This window comes from Pseudomonas sp. EL_65y_Pfl2_R95 (assembly GCF_963971045.1).
GTDB lineage: Bacteria > Pseudomonadota > Gammaproteobacteria > Pseudomonadales > Pseudomonadaceae > Aquipseudomonas.
On the sequence record NZ_CAXAOV010000001.1, the window covers coordinates 1,103,353 to 1,123,337 of the forward strand.

At 56.3% G+C, this 19,985-nt stretch carries 20 protein-coding genes and 1 other RNA gene; 4 read left to right on the plus strand and 17 right to left on the minus strand.

The genetic code is table 11. From position 1 onward, the window contains the following. Positions 1-6: 6 nt before the first annotated feature. From murG to rsmI, 12 genes are all read right to left on the minus strand, one after another. The gene (murG, locus tag AACY09_RS05225; RefSeq protein WP_339486471.1) at positions 7-1,077 is read right to left on the minus strand and encodes an undecaprenyldiphospho-muramoylpentapeptide beta-N-acetylglucosaminyltransferase; all 1,071 of its coding nucleotides are present in this window, start codon (positions 1,075-1,077) and stop codon (positions 7-9) included. Next, positions 1,067-2,305 carry a putative lipid II flippase FtsW gene (gene ftsW / locus AACY09_RS05230; RefSeq protein WP_339486472.1) on the minus strand — a complete coding sequence of 413 codons (1,239 nt, stop codon included), beginning with the start codon at positions 2,303-2,305 and terminating at the stop codon, positions 1,067-1,069. The genes murG and ftsW overlap by 11 nt, the downstream gene beginning before the upstream one ends. Then, complete coding sequence (murD, locus tag AACY09_RS05235) at positions 2,305-3,651, minus strand: UDP-N-acetylmuramoyl-L-alanine--D-glutamate ligase (protein ID WP_339486473.1); 1,347 nt, start codon at positions 3,649-3,651, stop codon at positions 2,305-2,307. Before murD ends, ftsW begins: the two co-directional genes overlap by 1 nt. A 7-nt stretch (positions 3,652-3,658) precedes the next feature. Continuing rightward, positions 3,659-4,741, minus strand: coding sequence for a phospho-N-acetylmuramoyl-pentapeptide-transferase (gene mraY, locus AACY09_RS05240; protein WP_339486475.1), 1,083 nt, complete (start codon positions 4,739-4,741; stop codon positions 3,659-3,661). Next, positions 4,741-6,120 (minus strand): UDP-N-acetylmuramoyl-tripeptide--D-alanyl-D-alanine ligase, encoded by a 1,380-nt coding sequence (locus AACY09_RS05245; RefSeq protein ID WP_339486476.1) that lies wholly within the window; start codon positions 6,118-6,120, stop codon positions 4,741-4,743. Before AACY09_RS05245 ends, mraY begins: the two co-directional genes overlap by 1 nt. Beyond that, the gene (locus tag AACY09_RS05250; RefSeq protein WP_339486477.1) at positions 6,113-7,591 is read right to left on the minus strand and encodes a UDP-N-acetylmuramoyl-L-alanyl-D-glutamate--2,6-diaminopimelate ligase; all 1,479 of its coding nucleotides are present in this window, start codon (positions 7,589-7,591) and stop codon (positions 6,113-6,115) included. Before AACY09_RS05250 ends, AACY09_RS05245 begins: the two co-directional genes overlap by 8 nt. Next, the gene (locus AACY09_RS05255; protein WP_445323771.1) at positions 7,591-9,324 is read right to left on the minus strand and encodes a peptidoglycan D,D-transpeptidase FtsI family protein; all 1,734 of its coding nucleotides are present in this window, start codon (positions 9,322-9,324) and stop codon (positions 7,591-7,593) included. Before AACY09_RS05255 ends, AACY09_RS05250 begins: the two co-directional genes overlap by 1 nt. Further along, the gene (gene ftsL, locus AACY09_RS05260) at positions 9,321-9,602 is read right to left on the minus strand and encodes a cell division protein FtsL (RefSeq protein WP_339486478.1); all 282 of its coding nucleotides are present in this window, start codon (positions 9,600-9,602) and stop codon (positions 9,321-9,323) included. Before ftsL ends, AACY09_RS05255 begins: the two co-directional genes overlap by 4 nt. Positions 9,603-9,610: 8 nt before the next feature. Then, complete coding sequence (rsmH, locus tag AACY09_RS05265) at positions 9,611-10,552, minus strand: 16S rRNA (cytosine(1402)-N(4))-methyltransferase RsmH (RefSeq protein WP_339487084.1); 942 nt, start codon at positions 10,550-10,552, stop codon at positions 9,611-9,613. 2 nt (positions 10,553-10,554) lie between these two features. Further along, a complete protein-coding gene (mraZ, locus tag AACY09_RS05270; RefSeq protein ID WP_087518065.1) occupies positions 10,555-11,010 on the minus strand; it encodes a division/cell wall cluster transcriptional repressor MraZ in 456 nt (151 codons plus the stop codon). Between the two features lie 312 nt (positions 11,011-11,322). Beyond that, an RNA gene (rnpB, locus tag AACY09_RS05275) (RNase P RNA component class A) lies at positions 11,323-11,680 on the minus strand. Between the two features lie 129 nt (positions 11,681-11,809). Next, on the minus strand, positions 11,810-12,715 hold the full coding sequence (gene rsmI / locus AACY09_RS05280) for a 16S rRNA (cytidine(1402)-2'-O)-methyltransferase (RefSeq protein ID WP_339486479.1): 906 nt from the start codon (positions 12,713-12,715) through the stop codon (positions 11,810-11,812). Between the two features lie 91 nt (positions 12,716-12,806). Between rsmI and AACY09_RS05285 the strand changes: the two genes are divergently transcribed. The 4 genes from AACY09_RS05285 to AACY09_RS05300 all read left to right on the plus strand — a co-directional run bounded on the left by AACY09_RS05285 (position 12,807) and on the right by AACY09_RS05300 (position 16,199). Continuing rightward, complete coding sequence (locus AACY09_RS05285) at positions 12,807-14,621, plus strand: penicillin-binding protein activator (protein ID WP_339486480.1); 1,815 nt, start codon at positions 12,807-12,809, stop codon at positions 14,619-14,621. Next, a complete protein-coding gene (locus tag AACY09_RS05290; RefSeq protein WP_445323791.1) occupies positions 14,617-14,988 on the plus strand; it encodes a YraN family protein in 372 nt (123 codons plus the stop codon). The genes AACY09_RS05285 and AACY09_RS05290 overlap by 5 nt, the downstream gene beginning before the upstream one ends. An 87-nt stretch (positions 14,989-15,075) precedes the next feature. Continuing rightward, the gene (locus tag AACY09_RS05295) at positions 15,076-15,669 is read left to right on the plus strand and encodes a phosphoheptose isomerase (RefSeq protein WP_339486482.1); all 594 of its coding nucleotides are present in this window, start codon (positions 15,076-15,078) and stop codon (positions 15,667-15,669) included. Beyond that, positions 15,666-16,199, plus strand: a complete 534-nt coding sequence (locus AACY09_RS05300) for a BON domain-containing protein (protein ID WP_339486483.1) — start codon at positions 15,666-15,668, stop codon at positions 16,197-16,199. Before AACY09_RS05295 ends, AACY09_RS05300 begins: the two co-directional genes overlap by 4 nt. A 60-nt stretch (positions 16,200-16,259) precedes the next feature. Here AACY09_RS05300 and AACY09_RS05305 read toward each other — a convergent pair whose 3' ends face one another. From AACY09_RS05305 to petA, 5 genes are all read right to left on the minus strand, one after another. After that, the gene (locus tag AACY09_RS05305; RefSeq protein WP_339486484.1) at positions 16,260-16,676 is read right to left on the minus strand and encodes a ClpXP protease specificity-enhancing factor; all 417 of its coding nucleotides are present in this window, start codon (positions 16,674-16,676) and stop codon (positions 16,260-16,262) included. A 17-nt stretch (positions 16,677-16,693) separates the two neighbouring features. Next, on the minus strand, positions 16,694-17,311 hold the full coding sequence (locus AACY09_RS05310) for a glutathione S-transferase N-terminal domain-containing protein (protein WP_339486485.1): 618 nt from the start codon (positions 17,309-17,311) through the stop codon (positions 16,694-16,696). An 88-nt stretch (positions 17,312-17,399) separates the two neighbouring features. Beyond that, complete coding sequence (locus AACY09_RS05315; protein ID WP_339486486.1) at positions 17,400-18,179, minus strand: cytochrome c1; 780 nt, start codon at positions 18,177-18,179, stop codon at positions 17,400-17,402. Continuing rightward, complete coding sequence (locus AACY09_RS05320) at positions 18,179-19,390, minus strand: cytochrome b (protein WP_339486487.1); 1,212 nt, start codon at positions 19,388-19,390, stop codon at positions 18,179-18,181. Before AACY09_RS05320 ends, AACY09_RS05315 begins: the two co-directional genes overlap by 1 nt. Continuing rightward, a complete protein-coding gene (petA, locus tag AACY09_RS05325) occupies positions 19,390-19,983 on the minus strand; it encodes a ubiquinol-cytochrome c reductase iron-sulfur subunit (protein WP_339486488.1) in 594 nt (197 codons plus the stop codon). The genes AACY09_RS05320 and petA overlap by 1 nt, the downstream gene beginning before the upstream one ends. Positions 19,984-19,985 lie beyond the last annotated feature (2 nt).

A 19,985-nucleotide genomic window follows, 5' to 3' on the forward strand; every position in this document is an offset into this window, starting at 1 on the left:
TGATTCTCAACCACGGGCCACCTCCAGGCAGATATCGACCACTGTGCGGGTTGCGTCAGGCTTGGCCAGTTGGCGCGCCTTGGCGGCCATTGCGGTCAGTTGTTCGGTGTGCATCAAAACCTCGGTCAGCTGTGCAGCAAGCGCGGCTGCATCAGTGGAGCGTTGGGGTAGGAGGATGGCTGCACCCTCACTCACCAGATAATCGGCATTGCGTGTTTGGTGATCGTCGATGGCGTGCGGAAGCGGTATCAAAAATGAAACCAGCCCAGCGGCGGCCAGCTCACTGATAGTCAGCGCGCCAGCGCGGCAAACCACCAGATCAGCCCATGCATATGCCTGAGCCATGTCCTTAATAAACGGCGCGACCTGCGCTTCGACGCCCGCTTCGCGATAACGTTCGTCAGTCAATTCAGCGTGTTGCTTGCCTGCCTGATGGAACACCTCAGGGCGCAGCTCTGCAGAGACCTGCGCAAGCGCACTAGGGAGCAATTTATTCAAGGGCTCAGCGCCAAGGCTGCCACCCATGACCAGCAATCGCGGCCTGCGGTTTTGCAAGCTGTCGCGTGGGGTTTCAAGAAACAACTCTTCACGCACCGGATTACCCGTAGTACGGCGCTTCTCAGAGTCGGTGAAGGTATTCGGGAAGGCCTCGCACACGCGACTGGCGAATGGCACCAAGCTGCGGTTAGCGGTTCCCGCCACTGCATTTTGTTCGTGAATGATCAATGGCGCGCCTGCCAACTTGGCAGCCAAGCCACCTGGACCGGTGACATAGCCGCCCATCCCCAGTACGCACACCGGCTCAAGCTGACGCATTACTTTACGCGCCTGAAACAAGGCCTTAAGCAGTTGGAAGGGCGCTTTAAGGAGTGACAACTTACCCTTGCCGCGCAACCCTGACACATTGATAAGGTGCAGCGGCAAACCAGCGGCAGGCACCAATTCGTTTTCGATGCCGCGTGGCGTACCCAACCAGTGAACGCTATAGCCACGCGCCTTGAACTCGGCCGCGCAGGCCAACGCCGGGAACACATGGCCACCAGTGCCACCGGCCATGATCAGCACATTACCGCGCATGATTGGCCTCCTTGGCAGGGCTCGGCTTGACCGGCTGATCTTCAGCAAAGTCCGCCTCAGTGAACTCGACGTCTTCGCTGCCAAACTGATTGCGGCATTCCCACTCAATACGCAGTAACAGCGCCAAGCTGATGCAGCAGATCACCAGCGAGCTACCGCCGTAGCTGAGGAATGGCAGGGTCAGGCCTTTAGTTGGCAGCAGGCCGATGTTTACCCCGATATTGATCAAAAACTGACCAATCCACAAAAATGCCAATCCGTATGCGGTGTAAGCGGCAAAGAACTGCTTGGCCCGCTCAGCCCACAAACCGATGTACAGCGCACGGACGCAGACGAATACAAACAAGGCGACCGTTATCAGCGCGCCGACCATGCCCAACTCTTCAGCGAGCACCGAGAATACAAAGTCAGTGTGGGCTTCTGGCAGATAGAATTGCTTCTGGATGCTGTTGCCCAGGCCAACGCCGAACCATTCGCCACGGCCAAAGGCAATCAAGGCCTGGCTAAGCTGGTAACCCGCGCCGAATTGATCAGCCCATGGGTCGGCAAAGTTGGTCATCCGCGCCCAGCGATACGGGTCCTGGACCAAGGCGAATACTGCGCCACCGGCCAGCAACACCATGAGACCAAAGCGAAACAGGCCCACACCACCTAGAAACAACATCGCCGCGGCAGCACCAAACATCACCACGGTGGCACCAAAGTCAGGTTCAGCCAGCAGCAAGGCGGCCATTGGCAGCAGCACGACAAAGGGCTTGAAGAAACCCGCCCAGCTTTCCCGCACTTCTTCCTGACGACGAACCAGATAGCCGGCGAGGTAAATCACCGCAAACACTTTGGCAATTTCCGAGGGCTGGATGTTGAAGGCACCAAAGCCAATCCAGCGCATGGAGCCGTTAACCTCACGACCAACTCCGGGGATCAGCACCATCACCAGCAAACCGATTGCAGCAATCAGCAACAGCCAGCCACAGCGCTGCCAAGTCGCCAAGGGAATCATGACCACAATACCCGCCGCGCCCAGGCCAATCAGTAGATAGATAAGGTGGCGAATCATGTAATAGAGCGGGTTGCCGGTGTTCACCGCAGCCACTTCGGTAGAGGCTGATGAAATCATCACCAGCCCCAGGCCCAGCAGCGCCAGGCAACCGGCAAGCAAGCCAAAGTCCATATCAAAGCCGCGACGGCTGAACAGGGGCGAAGGATAAGGACGCAGGAAGGACAGCATCAGTTGAGGCCCTCCACTGCTTGGCTGAACAAACGGCCGCGCTCTTCAAAGTTTTTGAACATATCGAGGCTGGCACAGGCTGGCGACAGCAACACGGCATCACCTGACTCGGCGAGCTCGGCACTGCGCAGTACTGCCTCATCAAGGGTTCTAACCTGATACAGCGGCACGGCATCACCCAGCGCTTTGGCCAGGCGCTCAGCATCACGACCCAGCAGCACCACAGCGCGGCAGAAGTTGGCCACAGGCTTGGCCAGCGCCGAGAAATCAGCACCTTTGCCATCACCACCGGCAATCAACACCAACTTGCCTTGGATATCTGCACCCAAGCCCTCAATGGCTGCCAGCGCAGCACCCACATTGGTGGCTTTGGAGTCATCGTAGTAACTCACGCCCTGACGCTCGCCCACCCACTGGCAGCGATGGGCCAGACCGGTGAATTTCTTCAGGCTCTCGAGCATCGCCGGCATCGGCAGGCCAACAGCATGGCCCAGGGCCAAGGCCGCCAAGGCATTTGACTGGTTATGGGCGCCACGGACCTTCAGCTCGCGCACTGGCATCAAGCTCTCAAACTTGAAACCAAGGAATTTCTCACCCTTTTCTTCAAGCAAACCGAAACGCTGAAAATCGGGTTTACCCAAGCCATAACTCCAGCAGGGCACTTGATCAGCAATCAGCGGCCGCGACAATGGATCATCCCGATTCACCACCACCTGCTTGGCGCCACGGAAAATCCGGTGCTTGGCCAGATGATAGGCCGGCAAGCCGCTGTAGCGATCCATGTGGTCTTCGCTGATATTCAGGCAAGTTGCCACTTCAGCATTGAGCTGATCGGTGGTCTCCAACTGGAAGCTCGACAGCTCCATGACGTACAACTCAACGTCATCATCAAGCAGATCGAGGGCCGGAGTGCCCAAGTTGCCGCCAACGGCCACCTTCTTGCCCGCCGCCACAGCCATGTCACCAACCAAGGTGGTGACCGTGCTTTTCGCGTTCGAGCCGGTAATGGCAATGATTGGCGCTTTTGCATGACGGGCGAACAGTTCGATGTCGCCGGAGATTTTCACGCCACGGCTTGCTGCTTCCTGCAAAGCGGGGGTCGCCAGCGCAATACCCGGGCTAACCAGCAATTCACTCGCACGGCAGAGGTACTCGACGTCCAGATCACCACAACGCACTTCGACCTGCGGAAACTGTTCACGCAAGGCGCTCAGCTCCGGCGGGTTCGCACGCGTATCGACAACAGCAAAGCGTACGCCTTGGCGCGCCAGGAAGCGCACCAGGGACATACCGCTCTTGCCGAGGCCGACAATAATGCGGAAGTGATCAGAAGCAATCAGACTCATCTCGTCCTCAGCGCAGTTTAAGAGTGGCAAGGCCGATCAACACCAAGATTACGGTGATGATCCAGAAACGAACGATGACCCGTGGTTCAGGCCAGCCCTTGAGTTCAAAGTGGTGATGAATGGGCGCCATGCGGAACACCCGCTTGCCGGTTAGCTTGAAGGAGGCGACCTGAATGATGACCGATAGGGTTTCCATCACGAACACACCGCCCATGATGAACAGCACCACTTCCTGACGCACGATCACCGCAATGGTGCCCAGTGCAGCGCCAAGCGCCAGCGCGCCGACATCGCCCATAAAGACTTGAGCCGGATAGGTGTTGAACCACAGAAAGCCCAAACCGGCACCGACCAAGGCGGAGCAGAACACGATCAGCTCACCTGCCCCCGGCACGTATGGAATCAACAGGTAATCGGCAAACTTGATGTTGCCCGACAGGTAGCAAAAGATCCCCAACGCGCCACCCACCATGACGGTTGGCAGAATAGCCAGGCCGTCGAGGCCGTCTGTCAGGTTGACCGCGTTGCTTGAGCCGACAATAACCAGATACGTGAGGATCACAAACCCTGCACCCAGCGGAATGCTGACATCTTTAAGCAGCGGCAGAATCAGCGTGGTTTCGACTGGGGTTTGCGCGGTGACGAACAGAAAGATTGCCGCACTCAGCCCAAACACCGACTGCCAGAAGTACTTCCAACGGCTCGGCAATCCCCGGGAGTTTTTCTCAATCACTTTGCGATAATCATCGACCCAACCAATGGCGCCAAACAGCAGCGTCACGGCCAATACCACCCACACATAGCGATTGCTCAGGTCAGCCCAGAGCAAGGTACTGACCGCAATGGCGGATAGGATAAGCGCGCCGCCCATGGTGGGCGTGCCTTTCTTCGACAGGTGCGACTGCGGACCATCATTGCGGACCGACTGTCCAATCTGACGAATCTGCAGGGTGCGAATCATCCACGGCCCCAAGCACAGGGACAGCGCCAACGCGGTGAGCACGCCCAGGATGCCGCGCAGTGTCAGGTATTGAAACACCGCGAAGCCCGTGTGGAACTGTTGCAGGTATTCAGCCAGCAGCAGCAGCATTAGTGTTTCTCCCCAGACGTGCCACAAAGCGCCGCCACGATGTTTTCCATCGCGGCGCTGCGTGAACCTTTAATTAGAATTGTGCTGTCACTGCTCTCAGCCTGCAGGGCTTGGATCAGACTGGTTTGGTCAGCGAAATGCCGGCCATTTGTAGCGAAGTCTTCAACGGCATAGGCCATCAGAGGGCCGACGGCGTAGAGCGCATCGACTTTACCTTTGGCGTAGCTGCCAACATCACGGTGGCTTTGCTCGGCCCATGCGCCCAACTCGCCCATGTCACCCAAGACCAGCACGGTACGCCCGGAAAAGCCGGCAAGAATATCAATCGCCGCGCAAATCGACGCGGGGTTGGCATTGTAGCTGTCATCAATTACCCGCATGCCCGTGTCCGTCAGTTGCGCCACCGCGCGACCCTTGACCGGAAGCAAGGCCTCCAGACCGGCTTTGATATCCACCAGTGGGACCGACAATGCGCTTGCAGCAGCAGCGGCAGCCAAGGCATTGCTGACGTTGTGCTCACCGAGCAAGTTGAGCTGAATTCGCGCCTGACCTTGTTCACTGTGCAGGTGGAAGTTAGGGCAGCCACGGCAATCGCGGGCAATCTCTGTGGCGAAGAAGTCAGCCGTTGCGTTGTGCATAGAGAAGCTCAGCACGCGCTTGCCTTTGACCTTGGCTGCCCACGTCGCGAACGCCTTGTCGTCGAGATTGAGCACTGCCACGCCGTCATCACCCAAGCCTTGTAGTATTTCGCCCTTGGCCTCAACGATTTTCTCTGGACCGCCGAACTCTCCGACATGGGCGGTGCCAGCATTGGTGATGATGGCAACTTGCGGCTGAGCCAAAGCTACGGTGTAGGCTATTTCACCCACCCCCGATGCACCCAACTCAATGACCGCAGCCTTGTGCTCAGGTGCCAGCTCGAGCAGGGTAAGCGGAGCACCCAGTTCATTGTTCAGGTTGCCACGGGTGGCCAATACTGCATCGCCATGCTCAACAAAGGCTTCGCGCAGAATGCTGGCAAGCATTTCTTTGACCGTGGTTTTACCGCTCGAACCGGTTACAGCAGCCAAGGGTCCACCAAAGGCCTGACGATTGATTGCACCCAACTGCCCCAAGGCACGTCGCGTATCAGCCACCAACAATTGCGGCAGCGGTGCGCCTGCAACTTCACGCTCGACCAACGCAGCAACCGCACCTTTTGCACTCACATCGGCCAGATAATTGTGGCCGTCGAAATTTGGCCCGGCCAGGGCAACAAACAGCTGCCCCGGCTTGATCGAGCGACTGTCAGTGCCGACTGCGGCAAAGGTGCAATCGTCACCGATCAGCCGCGCATTCAATGCGTCAGCGATTTCGCTTAGGCGCAATGCTTTAAGCATGAGCCACCTCCCATGCTGACAAGGCTTTGGTCGCTTCTTGCAAATCAGAGAATGGCTGGCGCACTGCATTTATTTCCTGGTAGTCCTCATGGCCTTTGCCGGCGAGTACCACCACATCATCACTTTGAGCAGCGCCAATCACTTGTGCGATGGCAGCACCACGACCGGCAATAAACTGTGCACCCTCGGCATTAACCAAACCGTCACGAATATCAGCGAAGATTTGCTCAGGTGATTCACTGCGCGGGTTGTCATCTGTGACTATGACTTGATCAGCCAGGCGCTCAACGACGGCGGCCATCAACGGACGCTTGCCGCGATCACGGTCGCCGCCGCAGCCAAACACACAGCGCAACTGGCCCTTGACGTGTGGACGCAAGGCCTCGAGTACTTTTTCCAGCGCATCCGGTGTGTGTGCGTAGTCCACCACGACCAGTGGTTGTTTAACCCCAGCAACTTCACGCCCGCCCAACCGCTGCATACGGCCAATGGGGCCCTGCAGGCCTGGCAAGACCTTGAGTATTTCGTCCAGCGCGTAATCCAGACCGAGCAAGGCACCGACCACGGCAAGCAGGTTGCTCAGATTGAACCGCCCCAATAGCGAGCTGCGCAGACTGCCTTCCCCGCGCGGTGTAACTAATGTTGCGCGCACGCCTTGATCGTCAAACTGAATATCACGGCAATGCAGGTAAGCGTCGGCGTTGTTCAGGCTGTAGCTGATTAAACGCGACTCATGATCTTGCCCGGCCAGTTGCTGGCCAAATGCATCATCCAGATTGATTACCCGGCAACGCAGGCCCGACCAGGCAAACAGCTTGGCCTTGGCCGCGCCGTAGGCTTCCATGGTGCCGTGGTAATCCAGGTGGTCGCGGGAGAGGTTAGTGAACACCGCGACATTGAAGGCCAGCGCTGCAACCCGGCCTTGGTCAAGCCCATGCGACGACACTTCCATCGCCACTGCACGCGCACCGGATTTTTTCAGATCAGCCAGCACTGCCTGCACGCCAATCGGGTCTGGCGTGGTATGCAGTCCTTGGGCGAGGCCGTTGTAGAACCCATTGCCCAGGGTGCCAACAATCCCACAACGCTCGCCCAGCGTGTCGAGCGCCTGAGCCAACAACTGGCTAACACTGGTTTTACCGTTAGTGCCGGTGATCCCGACCATGTGCAAGCCGCGACTCGGCTCGCCATAAAAGCGTCCTGCGATCGCAGACAGTTGTCCGGCCAAATCCTTGATCGCAACCAGTTCGGCTTTATCGACACTCATGTCAAAAGCGCCACCAGCCTCATAGGCCACGGCTGCAGCGCCGCGCTCAAGCGCATCGGCGATATGCTCACGACCGTCTTGACTCAAGCCCGGGACCGCCAAAAACAGATCACCTGGGCGGACTTTGCGGCTGTCCAGAGTCAATTCGCGAATCAAAACGCTGCTGCTCGCTTTAGGTAACAGCTGATTAAGAGGCATAGGCATCAGCCGCGCCCTCCTTTACTCGATGTGGCATCAACTGTTTTCACGTCTTCTTCAGATGGCAGGTTGTCTGGCGTGACATTCATCAAGCGCAAGCCACCGGCCATCACTCGGCTGAAGACCGGTGCCGAAACGAGGCCGCCGTAATAGCCATCTTTAGTCGGTTCGTCGATCACCACCGCCAGCGCGATACGTGGATTTTGTGCCGGGGCAAAGCCGGCAAACAGCGAGCGGTAGGCGTGCGGGGTGTAGCCTTTGGTCCCGGCTGTGGTTTTACGGGCAGTCCCGCTCTTACCCGCTACGTGGTAACCCGGTACTTTTGCCCGATAGACACCACCCGGCGCTTCAATCACTTGCTGCAACATGCCCTGCACAGTCTTGGCAATGTCTTCTGGAATAACCTGCACGCTATCTGGCGCTTTATCGACTCGAATCAGCGACAAAGGCACCAAGCGGCCATCGTTGGCCAGCACGGTATATGCATGCGCAAGTTGAACAGCTGTCACCGAAAGGCCATAGCCATAGGCCAGCGTTGCAGTCTCGGCTTGGCCCCACTTGCGATGGGTCGGCAGATTACCCACGCGCTCGCCCGGGAAGCTCAAACCGGTATCTTGGCCAAAACCAACCTGGCGCATCACGTCGTGGATTGCTTCGGCGCCGATATCAAACGCGACCTTGCTGACCCCGACGTTACTCGACTTGATCAAAATCCCGGTCAGATCGAGCACACCACTGTTACGCGACACATCGCGAATCGTGTACCGACCCACACGCAACCAGCCTGGCGCCACATTCACGGTATCAGTGGGTTTCCAGCGACCACTTTCCAATGCCGCACTGATGGAGAATGGCTTAACGGTCGAACCCGGCTCAAACAGATCGGTCATTGCCCGGTTGCGCATAGCCGCAGGCTGGAGGGTGCTGCGGTTGTTGGGGTTATAGGTTGGCTGGTTAACCATGGCCAGAATTTCGCCGGTTTTTACATCGATCATCACCAGACTGCCTGCCTTGGCGCCGAACTCGACCAGAGCGTTGCGTAACTCGCGGTGCGCAAGGTATTGCAGGCGCAGGTCAATCGACAACGCCAACGCCTTACCGGCTTTGGCGTTCTGGCTAACCTGAACATCTTTAATCAGTCGTCCGCGCCGGTCTTTAAGCACCTGACGCTTGCCCGGCACACCTGCCAGCCAATCATCAAAAGCCAATTCCATGCCTTCACGGCCGCGATCATCGACATCGGTAAAACCAACCACCTGCGCAGCCACTTCTCCAGCAGGATAGAAGCGGCGGAACTCTTCAATTGAGTAGACCCCAGGCACATTGAGGTCGAGAATTTTCTGGCCTTGCTCTGGCGTCAAGCCCCGCACCAAATACATAAACTCACGCTTGGCGTGAGCTTGCAGACGTTTGGCAAAATCAGCGGGATTCTGACCCAAGGCTTGCGCCAGGGTTGGCCACATATCTTTAGCCGCCTGTAGCTCTTTGCCGTTTGCCCAAAGCGTGGTCACCGGAGTACTCACCGCCAACGGCTCGCCGTTGCGATCCGTCATCAAGCCGCGGTGTGCAGGAATTGGAATATGACGAACACTGCGCGCATCGCCGTGGGCCTGAAGGAAGTCGTGGTCAAAAATCTGCAGGTCAACGATGCGCCAGACAATGGCACCCACCATGGCTGCCATGAGCAGCAAAACAAGACGGAAACGCCAAGGGTAAAGTGCGCCTTCAAGTTTGATCATGGCTTCACCATCCGCACTTCTGCGGCATCGGGAATGCGCATGTTGAGCTGCTCACTGGCCAGTGTTTCGATACGGTTGTGCGCCGTCCAAGTGCTTTGCTCAAGAATCAATCGCCCCCACTCAGCCTGCGCCTTGTCACGCACACTCAGCTCGGAATAGAGTTCATTGAGCAGTTGGCGATTCCAATGCGCGCAGTAAGAAACAGCCAGCGCTGAGGCGAGCACGGCGACAAATAGCGCCAGCATCAACACGCTGCCACGTGGAAAGGATTTCGCCATGCGCAGATTCACCGTAACTTCTCCGCGATGCGCATTACGGCGCTACGGGAGCGCGGATTGGCCTTGAGCTCGGCTTCTGAGGCAAACACGGGCTTACCAATTAACTTCAGGCGTGGTTCAAATGCTTTAGGGATGATCGGCAAGTCACGGGGCAGCTTGTCTTGCTCACCCTTGGCGTGCTTACGCATAAACTGCTTAACAATACGGTCTTCCAGCGAATGGAAGCTGATCACCACCAGGCGACCGCCGACTTCAAGTGTTTCCAACGCGGCATCAAGACCAAGCTCAAGATCACCAAGCTCATTATTGATGTAGATGCGCAGCCCTTGGAAAGCACGGGTGGCTGGGTTTTTACCCTTTTCCCAGGCAGGATTGGCAACGGTCAGCACCTGCGCCAAATCGGCAGTGCGCTCGAATGGCTGCTCTGCGCGACGCATAACCACGGCACGCGCCATGCGCCTGGCAAAACGTTCTTCGCCATACTCTTTAAAAACCCGGGCAATTTCTTCTTCGCTGGCACTGGCAATCCACTGCGCAGCGCTGACACCCCGCGAAGGGTCCATGCGCATATCCAGCGGACCGTCGTTAAGAAAGCTAAAGCCACGGGTGGCATCATCCAATTGCGGCGAAGACACACCCAGATCGAGCAAAATACCGCTGACCTTGGCCGACAACCCGCGGACAGCCGCCTCTGCAGAAAGTTCCGCAAAACTTCTCTGCACAACGACAAAGCGGCCGTCTTCGGCCGCTAGCGCATTCCCTGTGGCGATTGCCAGGGGGTCTTTATCGAACCCCAGCAAATGGCCATCAGGGCCGAGCGACTCAAGGATAAGCCGGCTATGCCCGCCCCTCCCAAATGTCCCGTCCATGTAGCAACCGTCTGCGCGCACAGCCAGCCCTGCGACAGCCTCGTCGAGCAGCACGGTTATATGGCGGAAGTCGCTATTAATAGTCACAGGATTAAGTCACGTAGATCGTCAGACAAAGCACCCGGTTGCTTGATAGCGGCCAAATCGGCATCTGCCACGGCATTCCAGGAGTCTTCATCCCACAATTGAAATTTATTGAGTTGGCCGACCAACATGGCGCGCTTGTCCAGCTTGGCGTATTCGCGCAAGCGGGGCGGCACCAGAAAGCGACCACTGGCATCCAGCTCCAGGTCAACCGCATTACCGATCAACAAACGCTGCAAACGGCGGTTTTCTTCGCGAAAGGAGGCCAGCTCACGAAGCTTGGCTTCAATAAGCTCCCACTCAGGCAATGGATACACACATAAACAAGGGTCAATTGCATCAATCGTGATGATTAACTGGCCAGCACAGCGCGACACGAGCTCGTCCCGATACCGGCTTGGCATCGCGAGTCGACCTTTTGCGTCGAGACTTATGGTGTTGGCTCCACGAAACACGATTGCGCTTCCCCTTGTTATTTAGCTTTCCATGCCCAAAAAACCCACTTTGCGCCACTTCTTACCACCTGTGCACACTATAGGAACGCGCATACCCCACCGTCAAGGTGCTTAAACAGGGAAAAACCCTTATAGAACGGAGATTTAGCGAATTTTACGAAGGTGGGAGAACAGCTTAAGTCGGGTTTTAAATACTAAATGTCAGCACAAGCATATAGCTGCACTTCAAACTTAAAGTAGTTTGTTAAGAGTAAGACTATTTAGGTATTAGAACCGCAAGGAAGGACACCAAGCGTACTACCAAGAAGAAAGGTGGAGAGTCGATCTGTAAGCCGGGTTCTGTCGAGGACAGTCATTCCTCTACGACGTACATCACTGCACGCCTTTAGCAACCTACCCGGTTTCAGCGCGGGCCACGCCAATGAAACCCTATTTGGTCTTGCTCCGAGTGGGGTTTGCCTAGCCACGGACTGTTACCAGCCGCGCGGTGCGCTCTTACCGCACCTTTTCACCCTTACCGGCGCCGAAGCGCTTAGGCGGTTATTTTCTGTGGCACTTTCCGTAGGCTCACGCCTCCCAGGCGTTACCTGGCACTCTGCCCTATGGAGCCCGGACTTTCCTCCCCCACATATCGCGAACGAAATGCGGCAGCGACTGTCCGATCGACTCTCCGCCGCCTAGGGTAATTGCACTTGGCCGTTAGAACAAGCGTAACCGAGCATTGGCGGGGTAAAAAATCCAGCTTCAACAACGGATAAGCAAGTTCAGCGCGCCGCATCACGCAGCATATTGGCAACCATTAATTTTCTGCCTGACGCTCCAGCGCCACCTGATACAGCAAATTTTTGCGCACCCCGGTAATTTCCGCCGCCAAGGCCGCCGCTCGCTTCAGGGGCATTTCTTTCAATAACAAATCGAGCACACGCAAGGCTTCGGCACTGACCGCAGCATCACCTTCGGGGGCTTGCCAGCCTGCCACCAACACCACACATTCGCCGCGCTGCTGATTACTGTCCACCGCCACCCAGGCACTCAACTCTGCCAACGGCAAGCCTTTAAGGGTTTCAAAGGTTTTTGTCAGCTCACGGGCCAACAAGGCCGGGCGCTCGTCACCGAAGATGGCGCGCATATCTTCGAGGCACTCAGCAATACGGTGCGGCGCCTCATAAAAAATAAGGGTGCGCGGCTCTTCCTTAACCTGCTCAAGACGCGACCGACGACCCGCCGACTTCGCTGGCAAGAAACCTTCAAATATAAAGCGATCCGATGGCAAGCCCGCTGCCGATAGTGCCGCGATCAATGCGCAAGCCCCAGGCACCGGGACCACCGCCACACCCGCAGCGCGCGCCTGGCGCACCAAGTGGTAGCCAGGATCGGATATCAATGGTGTACCCGCATCAGAAATCAGGGCGACATCCTCACCCGCCTGCAGACGCGACAAAAACTTGCCACCCTGGTCACGTTCATTATGCTCATGGCAGGCTGCCAGCGGTGTGGATAGACCAAAGTGCTGCATCAAACGCGCCGAATGCCGGGTATCCTCTGCAGCGATTAGCCCCACTTCACTGAGCACCTTCAGGGCACGGGCACTGATGTCCTCCAGATTACCAATGGGCGTTGCAACCACATAAAGCGTGCCCAACGCTGAACTCAACGCATCTGTAGAAGTCACTGCACACGCCTCATTTATCACTAAAACGCGCATTGTAGCCCGTTTAAGGGCCGTCAACATCGCACCAATGGCCCAGCTTGGGTACAATTCAACTCTCATTTGATCAAGTATCAGGAACGCTTACATGATCGCCCGCCTGCGCCCGCTCCTCATCCTTTGCCTTGTCGGCTTGCTTGCCGCTTGTGCCAGCTCATCAAACTCTGTCGGTGAACTGCCGCGCACACCTCAAGCCAGCATTGAGCAATTGCTCCAGCAGGCAGGGGACGCACAGACCGAAGACGCTAATTTATTGCGCCTGTCTGCAGCTGACCAAGCCTATAAACAAAAGGACTTCGGCCGATCCAGCAGCATCCTTGAACAGGTTCAGCTTGAAACCCTCAAACCTGCCCAACAAATCTTCGCCAGCACCCTGGCCGCAGAACTGGCATTGGCCCGAAAGAATCCCAAAGCTGCCTTGCAGGCACTGAGCCACCCGAGCTTTGAACGCCTTGGTGAACTGCCCGTTGAACAGCAGGTGCGCAGCCAACTTACGCGCGCCAACGCCCTTGAGCAAGACGGTCAATTGCTCGCCGCCGCGCGCGAACGCATCTACATTGCGCCATTGCTTAGCGATGCAAGCGCAGCGTCCAGCAACCACGAAGCGATCTGGGCTTTGGTTTCCCGCCTGCCAAACGACCAACTTCAAGCAACAGGTGACGCCGACCTGACAGGCTGGCTGGCACTTGCGCGCGCATCGAAAAGCGCGACCACCCTTGAACAGCAGCAAGCCGCTATTGATAACTGGGTCGCCACTCACCCAGACCACCCGGCGGCAGCTCAACTGCCAAAACCCCTGCAAGATTTGAAACAGCTGTCGAGCAAGCCGATTGGCCAAATTGCCCTGCTGCTGCCCCAGGAAGGCAAACTGTCCAGCGTGGGTCGCGCCCTGCGTGACGGCTTCATGGCCGCTTATTATCAAGCCCAGCAAGCTGGCGAAACACTGCCCGACGTGCAGGTTTATGACAGCTCACGAATCAGCTCCATGGACAGCTTCTACCAGCAGGCACAGAGTGCTGGCGTTGAGTTAGTCGTTGGCCCACTGGAAAAAGATCTGGTCACCCAGCTGAGCAGCCGCGAACAACTTCCAATCACAACCCTGGCCCTGAACTACAGCCAAAGTAATCAGGAAGGCCCTGCTCAACTGTTTCAATTTGGCCTTGCCGCTGAAGATGAAGCACGTGAAGCGGCTCGCCGCGCCTGGGCAGACGGCATGCGCCGGGCGATTGCCTTGGCGCCAAGTGGCGACTGGGGCAACCGCGTACTGGCAGCTTTCCGCGAAAGCTGGGAAGGCCAAGGTGGTGAATTACTGGCAGCGCAGAGCATTGCCCAACCAGTAGAGCTGGCCCAACAAATTGGCAAGCTCCTGCAACTGCGTCAGAGCGAGGACCGCAGCAAAAACATTGAGGAAAAACTCGGCACAGACGTCGCCGCTCAACCTGCACGCCGCCAGGATGTTGATTTCCTATTCCTTGCCGCCACGCCACAGCAAGCGCAACAGATCAAGCCAACGCTGGTATTCCAGTACGCAGGTGACATGCCGGTCTATGCCACATCCACACTCAACAGTGGCGTGTATAACCAAGCCCAGTACCTGGACATGGAAGGCATTCAATTTTGCGAAACCCCATGGATGCTCAATACAGACGACCCAACCCGCCAGCAAGTGGTCAGCCAATGGCCGCAGGCAGGCGGTAGCCTCGGTCGCCTCTATGCAATGGGCGCAGACGCCTTCACCCTTGCACCGCGCCTGGATCAGCTTAAGGCACTGCCAAACACCCGCATTGACGGCCTCACCGGCAGCCTCAGCCTTGACCCCCAGCAACGAGTTGTACGCCAGTTGCCTTGGGCAAAATTCACCGGCGGCCAGATTCAGCGCCTGAACGACACCCCGCTTGATTGACCGATCTAGCAGCCAAAGCAGCGGCAACGCTGCTGAGGCCATGGCACTCGAACACCTCGAACACCATGGCCTGCACCTCATTGCAAAGAACTGGCGGTGCAGGCTAGGCGAGCTTGATCTGGTCATGCTCGACATCGATACAGTAGTATTTGTCGAGGTTCGCTTTCGCCACCACAGTGCCTGGGGCGGTGCGACCGAAAGCGTGGATGCACGCAAGCGCACTAAGCTCACCCACGTGGCCATGGCTTTTCTGCAACAAGAATCACGCTGGAACCAACACCCCTGCCGCTTTGATGTGGTGGCCATAAACGCCGCCAGCAAAGGCAAGTTGCAATTGAATTGGATTAGAAATGCGTTTGATAGCTGAACCCGTCAACCATTCATGGTCACAATAAGGCAGCACCCCAGACACATTTAAACTTCTGCACCCGCAAAACTTAAGGTGACATCTTAGATGGATATGCAAGCCCGTATTCACCAGTTATTCCAAGCCAGCATCGACACTAAACAGCAGGCAATGGAAGTCCTTGCACCACTTATCGAGCAAGGCAGCATGGCGATGGTTAATGCCCTGTTGAACGAGGGCAAAATCCTCTCATGCGGCAACGGAGGTTCAGCCGGCGATGCCCAGCACTTCTCTTCTGAGCTACTCAATCGCTTTGAACGTGAGCGTCCAAGCTTACCGGCTATCGCCCTCACCACCGACAGCTCGACCATCACCTCAATTGCGAACGACTACAGCTACAACGAGATTTTCTCAAAGCAAATTCGCGCCCTGGGCCAGCCTGGCGACGTGCTATTGGCCATCTCCACAAGTGGTAACTCGGCCAATATTATTCAAGCCATCCAAGCTGCCCATGACCGCGAAATGACGGTCGTCGCCCTTACCGGCCGCGACGGTGGCAATATGGCCTCACTGTTACTGCCTGAGGACGTCGAAATCCGTGTCCCAGCAAAATCCACCGCACGCATACAAGAAGTACACCTTCTGACCATCCATTGCTTGTGCGACCTAATCGACAGCCTACTATTCGGGAGTGAAGAATGATCCGTACACCACTGGCCATTGCAGCACTGGCGGTAACCTTATTGGTTAGCGGTTGCAGCAACCGCAGCATCGGCAACTCGATTGACGACAAATTGCTCGACCCTGACGTGCGCAGCGCCGTGCAGAAAGCCAGCCCTGACCTGACTAGCCCGACCTCACATATCGTTGTCAGCAGCTACAACGGCATTGTCCTGCTAGCCGGTCAAACCCCACGGGATGAGCTTAAGCAAACGGCCGAAAGAGCGGCCAACACCGTTCAAGGCGTGAAAAAGGTCTACAACGAACTGCAAATCCTGCCGCCAACTTCGCTGATCGCTCGCAGCAATGATTCGCTGCTGACCGCGCAAATCAAAACTGAAATGCTTGCCAACAGCAACGTACCGAGCACCAACATCAAGGTCATCACCGAAAACGGCATCGTCTATATGCTTGGCCTTGTGACGCGCCAGGAAGCCCAGAGCGCCTCGCAAGTGGTACAGGGCGTCTCCGGTGTGCAGAAAGTCATCAAGCTGTTCCAGTACATCAATTAGCCCTCTACAGGCATAAAAAAGGCGATCCTTGGATCGCCTTTTTTTATTTCTGCTGTCTGGCTACTTCACAACCTTCAAGCTGGGTCTGCCGCTCGGGCGCGGCGGATCAGTATCAGGCGGCCCTTGATCATCAGGTCCGGTTACCGTTTCCTCCTCATCGACGCTCGGCGCCTCCAAGTCAAAAACCATACCCTGACCGTTTTCACGGGCGTAAACAGCAAGAATCGACGGCCCCGGTACGTACAGCGTATGCGCCACACCACCAAAGCGTCCCTCGAAACTCACCGCTTCATTGTCCATATGCAAGTGACGAACCGCACTGGGCGATACATTGAGCACTATCTGCCCATCACTGGCAAAGCCTGTGGGCACTTGCACGCCGGGGTACTCGGCATTGACCAACAAGTGGGGCGTGCAGTCGTTATCAACGATCCACTCATACAGAGCACGAACCAGATAGGGACGACTCGAGTTCATAGACCTCTCCTCGCGCATTAACGCATATCACGTTCAACCGTGGACAAGCTGGCCTGGAAGGCCTCACGGGCGAATTGCCGCTCCATGTATTCGAGCAGCGGTTTAGCGGGTTTTGGCAACTCAATACCCAGCACCGGCAAACGCCAGAGAATTGGCAACAAGCAACAATCTACCAGGCTCAACTCATCGCTGAGAAAGTATGGCTTATCGACAAACAGCGGCGATACACCCGTCAGACTCTCACGCAGCTCCTTGCGCGCTTGCACGCGGGCTGGCTCTTTACTGCGTGGATCAAGAATCAGGTCGACCAGAGCACACCAGTCACGCTGGATACGGTGAATCAACAAACGACTGTTAGCACGGGCTACCGGGTAGACCGGCAACAGTGGCGGGTGCGGATAACGCTCATCCAAGTATTCCATTACCACTGTCGACTCATACAACGCCAAGTCACGATCAACCAGCGTCGGCAAGCTGGCATAAGGATTGACCTCAAGCAGCTTTGGCGGGTAACGACCCGGCTCGACAGTGACGATCTCAGCGCTGACACCCTTCTCGGCGAGCACGATACGTACGCGGTGGGAATAGTGGTCGGCGGGGTCGGAGTAACAGGCCAACCGATTGGTCACGCCCATGGCGGTCCTCCTCGCTTATAAAGTTATATGGAGCAGAAAAACCTGCGCGCCCAGTAGGGCGCGCAGGTCAACAACAGAGACACACAGATTAATGCACGTCCTTCCAGTATTCACGCTTCAATAAGTAAGCAAATACGAAGAAGAAGGCAAGATACAGCAGAACATAGGTGCCGATACGCTGACTTTCCAGTTTTACCGGATTAGCCGAGTAAGCGAGGAAGGTCACCAGGTTCTTGATCTTCTCGTCGAACTCTTCTTCCGAAAGCGAACCGGTTTTCGGTTCAACGACCAGTTGATCACAGGCTTGATGAGTGATCGGCGTGCCAGTCAACGGATCGAACCGCTTCTTACCGTCTTCAATCACCTGCACCTGCTTGCAACCCATGTACTGACGACCCTGCAACCCAACCAGAACGTTAGGCATGCCCACGTTATGGAATACGGTGTTGTTCACGCCCATTGGACGCGTAGGGTCTTCATAGAAGCTACGCAGGTAGCTGTACAACCAATCATTACCACGCACCCGCGCAACCAGTGTCAGGTCCGGTGGCGCTGCACCGAACCAGCCTTTGGCATCTTCTGGACGCATGCTGCTCTGCATGTGGTCACCGATCTTACCGCCGTTGAACACGACGTTTTCGAGCATGACTTCATGGGGAACACCGAGATCATCAGCAACCCGTTCAAAACGCTGGAACTTGGCACCGTGGCAACCCATGCAATAGTTCGCAAAGGTACGCGCACCGTCTTGCATAGCGGCCTTGTCTGTCAGGTCGATATCAACCTTGTCCAGATGAACGCCTTCGGTATTAGCGAAAGCAAGTACCGGCAGAAACGCCACAATCATTGCTGCAAATAGCTTTTTCATCAGCCAGTCACCCTATCCGGAACCGGTTTGGTTTTTTCCATCCTGGTGTAGAACGGCATCAGGATGAAGTACGCGAAATACAGGAAGGTACAAATCTGCGAGATCAACGTACGGGTTGGCGTTGGCGCCAACACACCCAAAATACCGAGGATGACGAATGAGATGCAGAACACCAGCAACCAGATTTTGCTCAGCCAGCCTTTGTAGCGCATCGATTTGACTGGACTGCGGTCCAGCCAAGGCAGCACGAACAACACTGCGATGGCAGCACCCATGGCAATTACACCCATGAGCTTGTCAGGAATGGCACGAAGAATTGCGTAGAACGGTGTGAAGTACCAAACCGGCGCAATGTGTTCTGGCGTCTTGAATGCGTTAGCCGCTTCGAAGTTAGGCTTTTCGAGGAAGTAACCACCCATCTCAGGGAAGAAGAAGATAATCGCGCAGAAGACGAACAGGAACACCACAACACCGACAATGTCTTTCACGGTGTAGTAAGGATGGAACGGGATACCGTCTAGTGGAATGCCGTTTTCATCTTTGTGCTTCTTGATATCGACGCCGTCCGGGTTGTTCGAACCAACTTCGTGCAACGCCAGAATATGCAGCACAACCAGACCGAGAATTACGATCGGCAGGGCCACCACATGCAAGGCGAAAAAGCGGTTCAGGGTAATCCCTGAAATCAGGTAGTCACCACGAATCCACTGAGTCAGGTCATCGCCGATAACCGGGATGGCACCGAACAGCGAGATAATTACCTGGGCACCCCAGTAGGACATCTGACCCCAAGGCAGCAGATAACCCATGAAGGCTTCAGCCATCAGCGCCAGGTAAATCAGCATGCCGAACACCCAGACCAGCTCGCGAGGCTTCTGGTATGAGCCGTACAACAGGCCGCGGAACATATGCATGTAGACCACGATAAAGAACGCAGAAGCACCTGTAGAGTGCATCAGACGCAAAATCCAACCGTAATCGACATCACGCATGATGTATTCGACCGAAGCAAATGCCTCTTCAGCCGACGGTGTGTAACTCATGGTCAGCCAAACACCGGTTACGATCTGGTTAACCAGAACCAACAGGGCCAGCGAGCCAAAGAAGTAGAAGAAGTTGAAGTTCTTCGGTGCGTAATACTTGCTGAGGTGGTCTTCCCACATTTTTGTGGCGGGGAAGCGAGCATCAACCCATTCCATGAACTTGCTCATCAAGCTTTCTCCTGATCCACGCCAACGGTGACGATGTTATCCGAATCATACGAATACGGCGGCACTGGCAGATTCAACGGAGCAGGCTGCGATTTATATACGCGCCCCGCCAAGTCGTAACGCGAGCCGTGGCATGGGCAGAAATACCCTCCCACCCAATCAGGCCCCAAATCCGCAGGAGCAACTTCCGGACGGAAAGTCGGCGAGCAACCCAAGTGCGTGCAGATACCAACCAGGATCAACAACTCTGGCTTGATCGAGCGCGTGACCGGATCAACATAAGTTGGTTGCACAGAGGCTTTTGACTCTGGGTCGGCCATACGATCATGGATCTTGGTCAGGTTACCGAGGATTTCCTCAGTACGGCGCACGATAAATACCGGCTGCCCCCGCCATTCAGCAATCATCTGCTGCCCTGCCTCGACCTTGCCAACGTTCACCTTCACTGGTGCACCGGCAGCTTTGGCCTTAGCGCTCGGGAACCATGACCCCACGAACGGGACCGCGGCACCCACCGCTCCTGCAGCACCCACCACAGAGGTGGCTGCTACCAGGAAGCGACGCCGGCCTGCATTCACGCCGTCATTGCTCATTC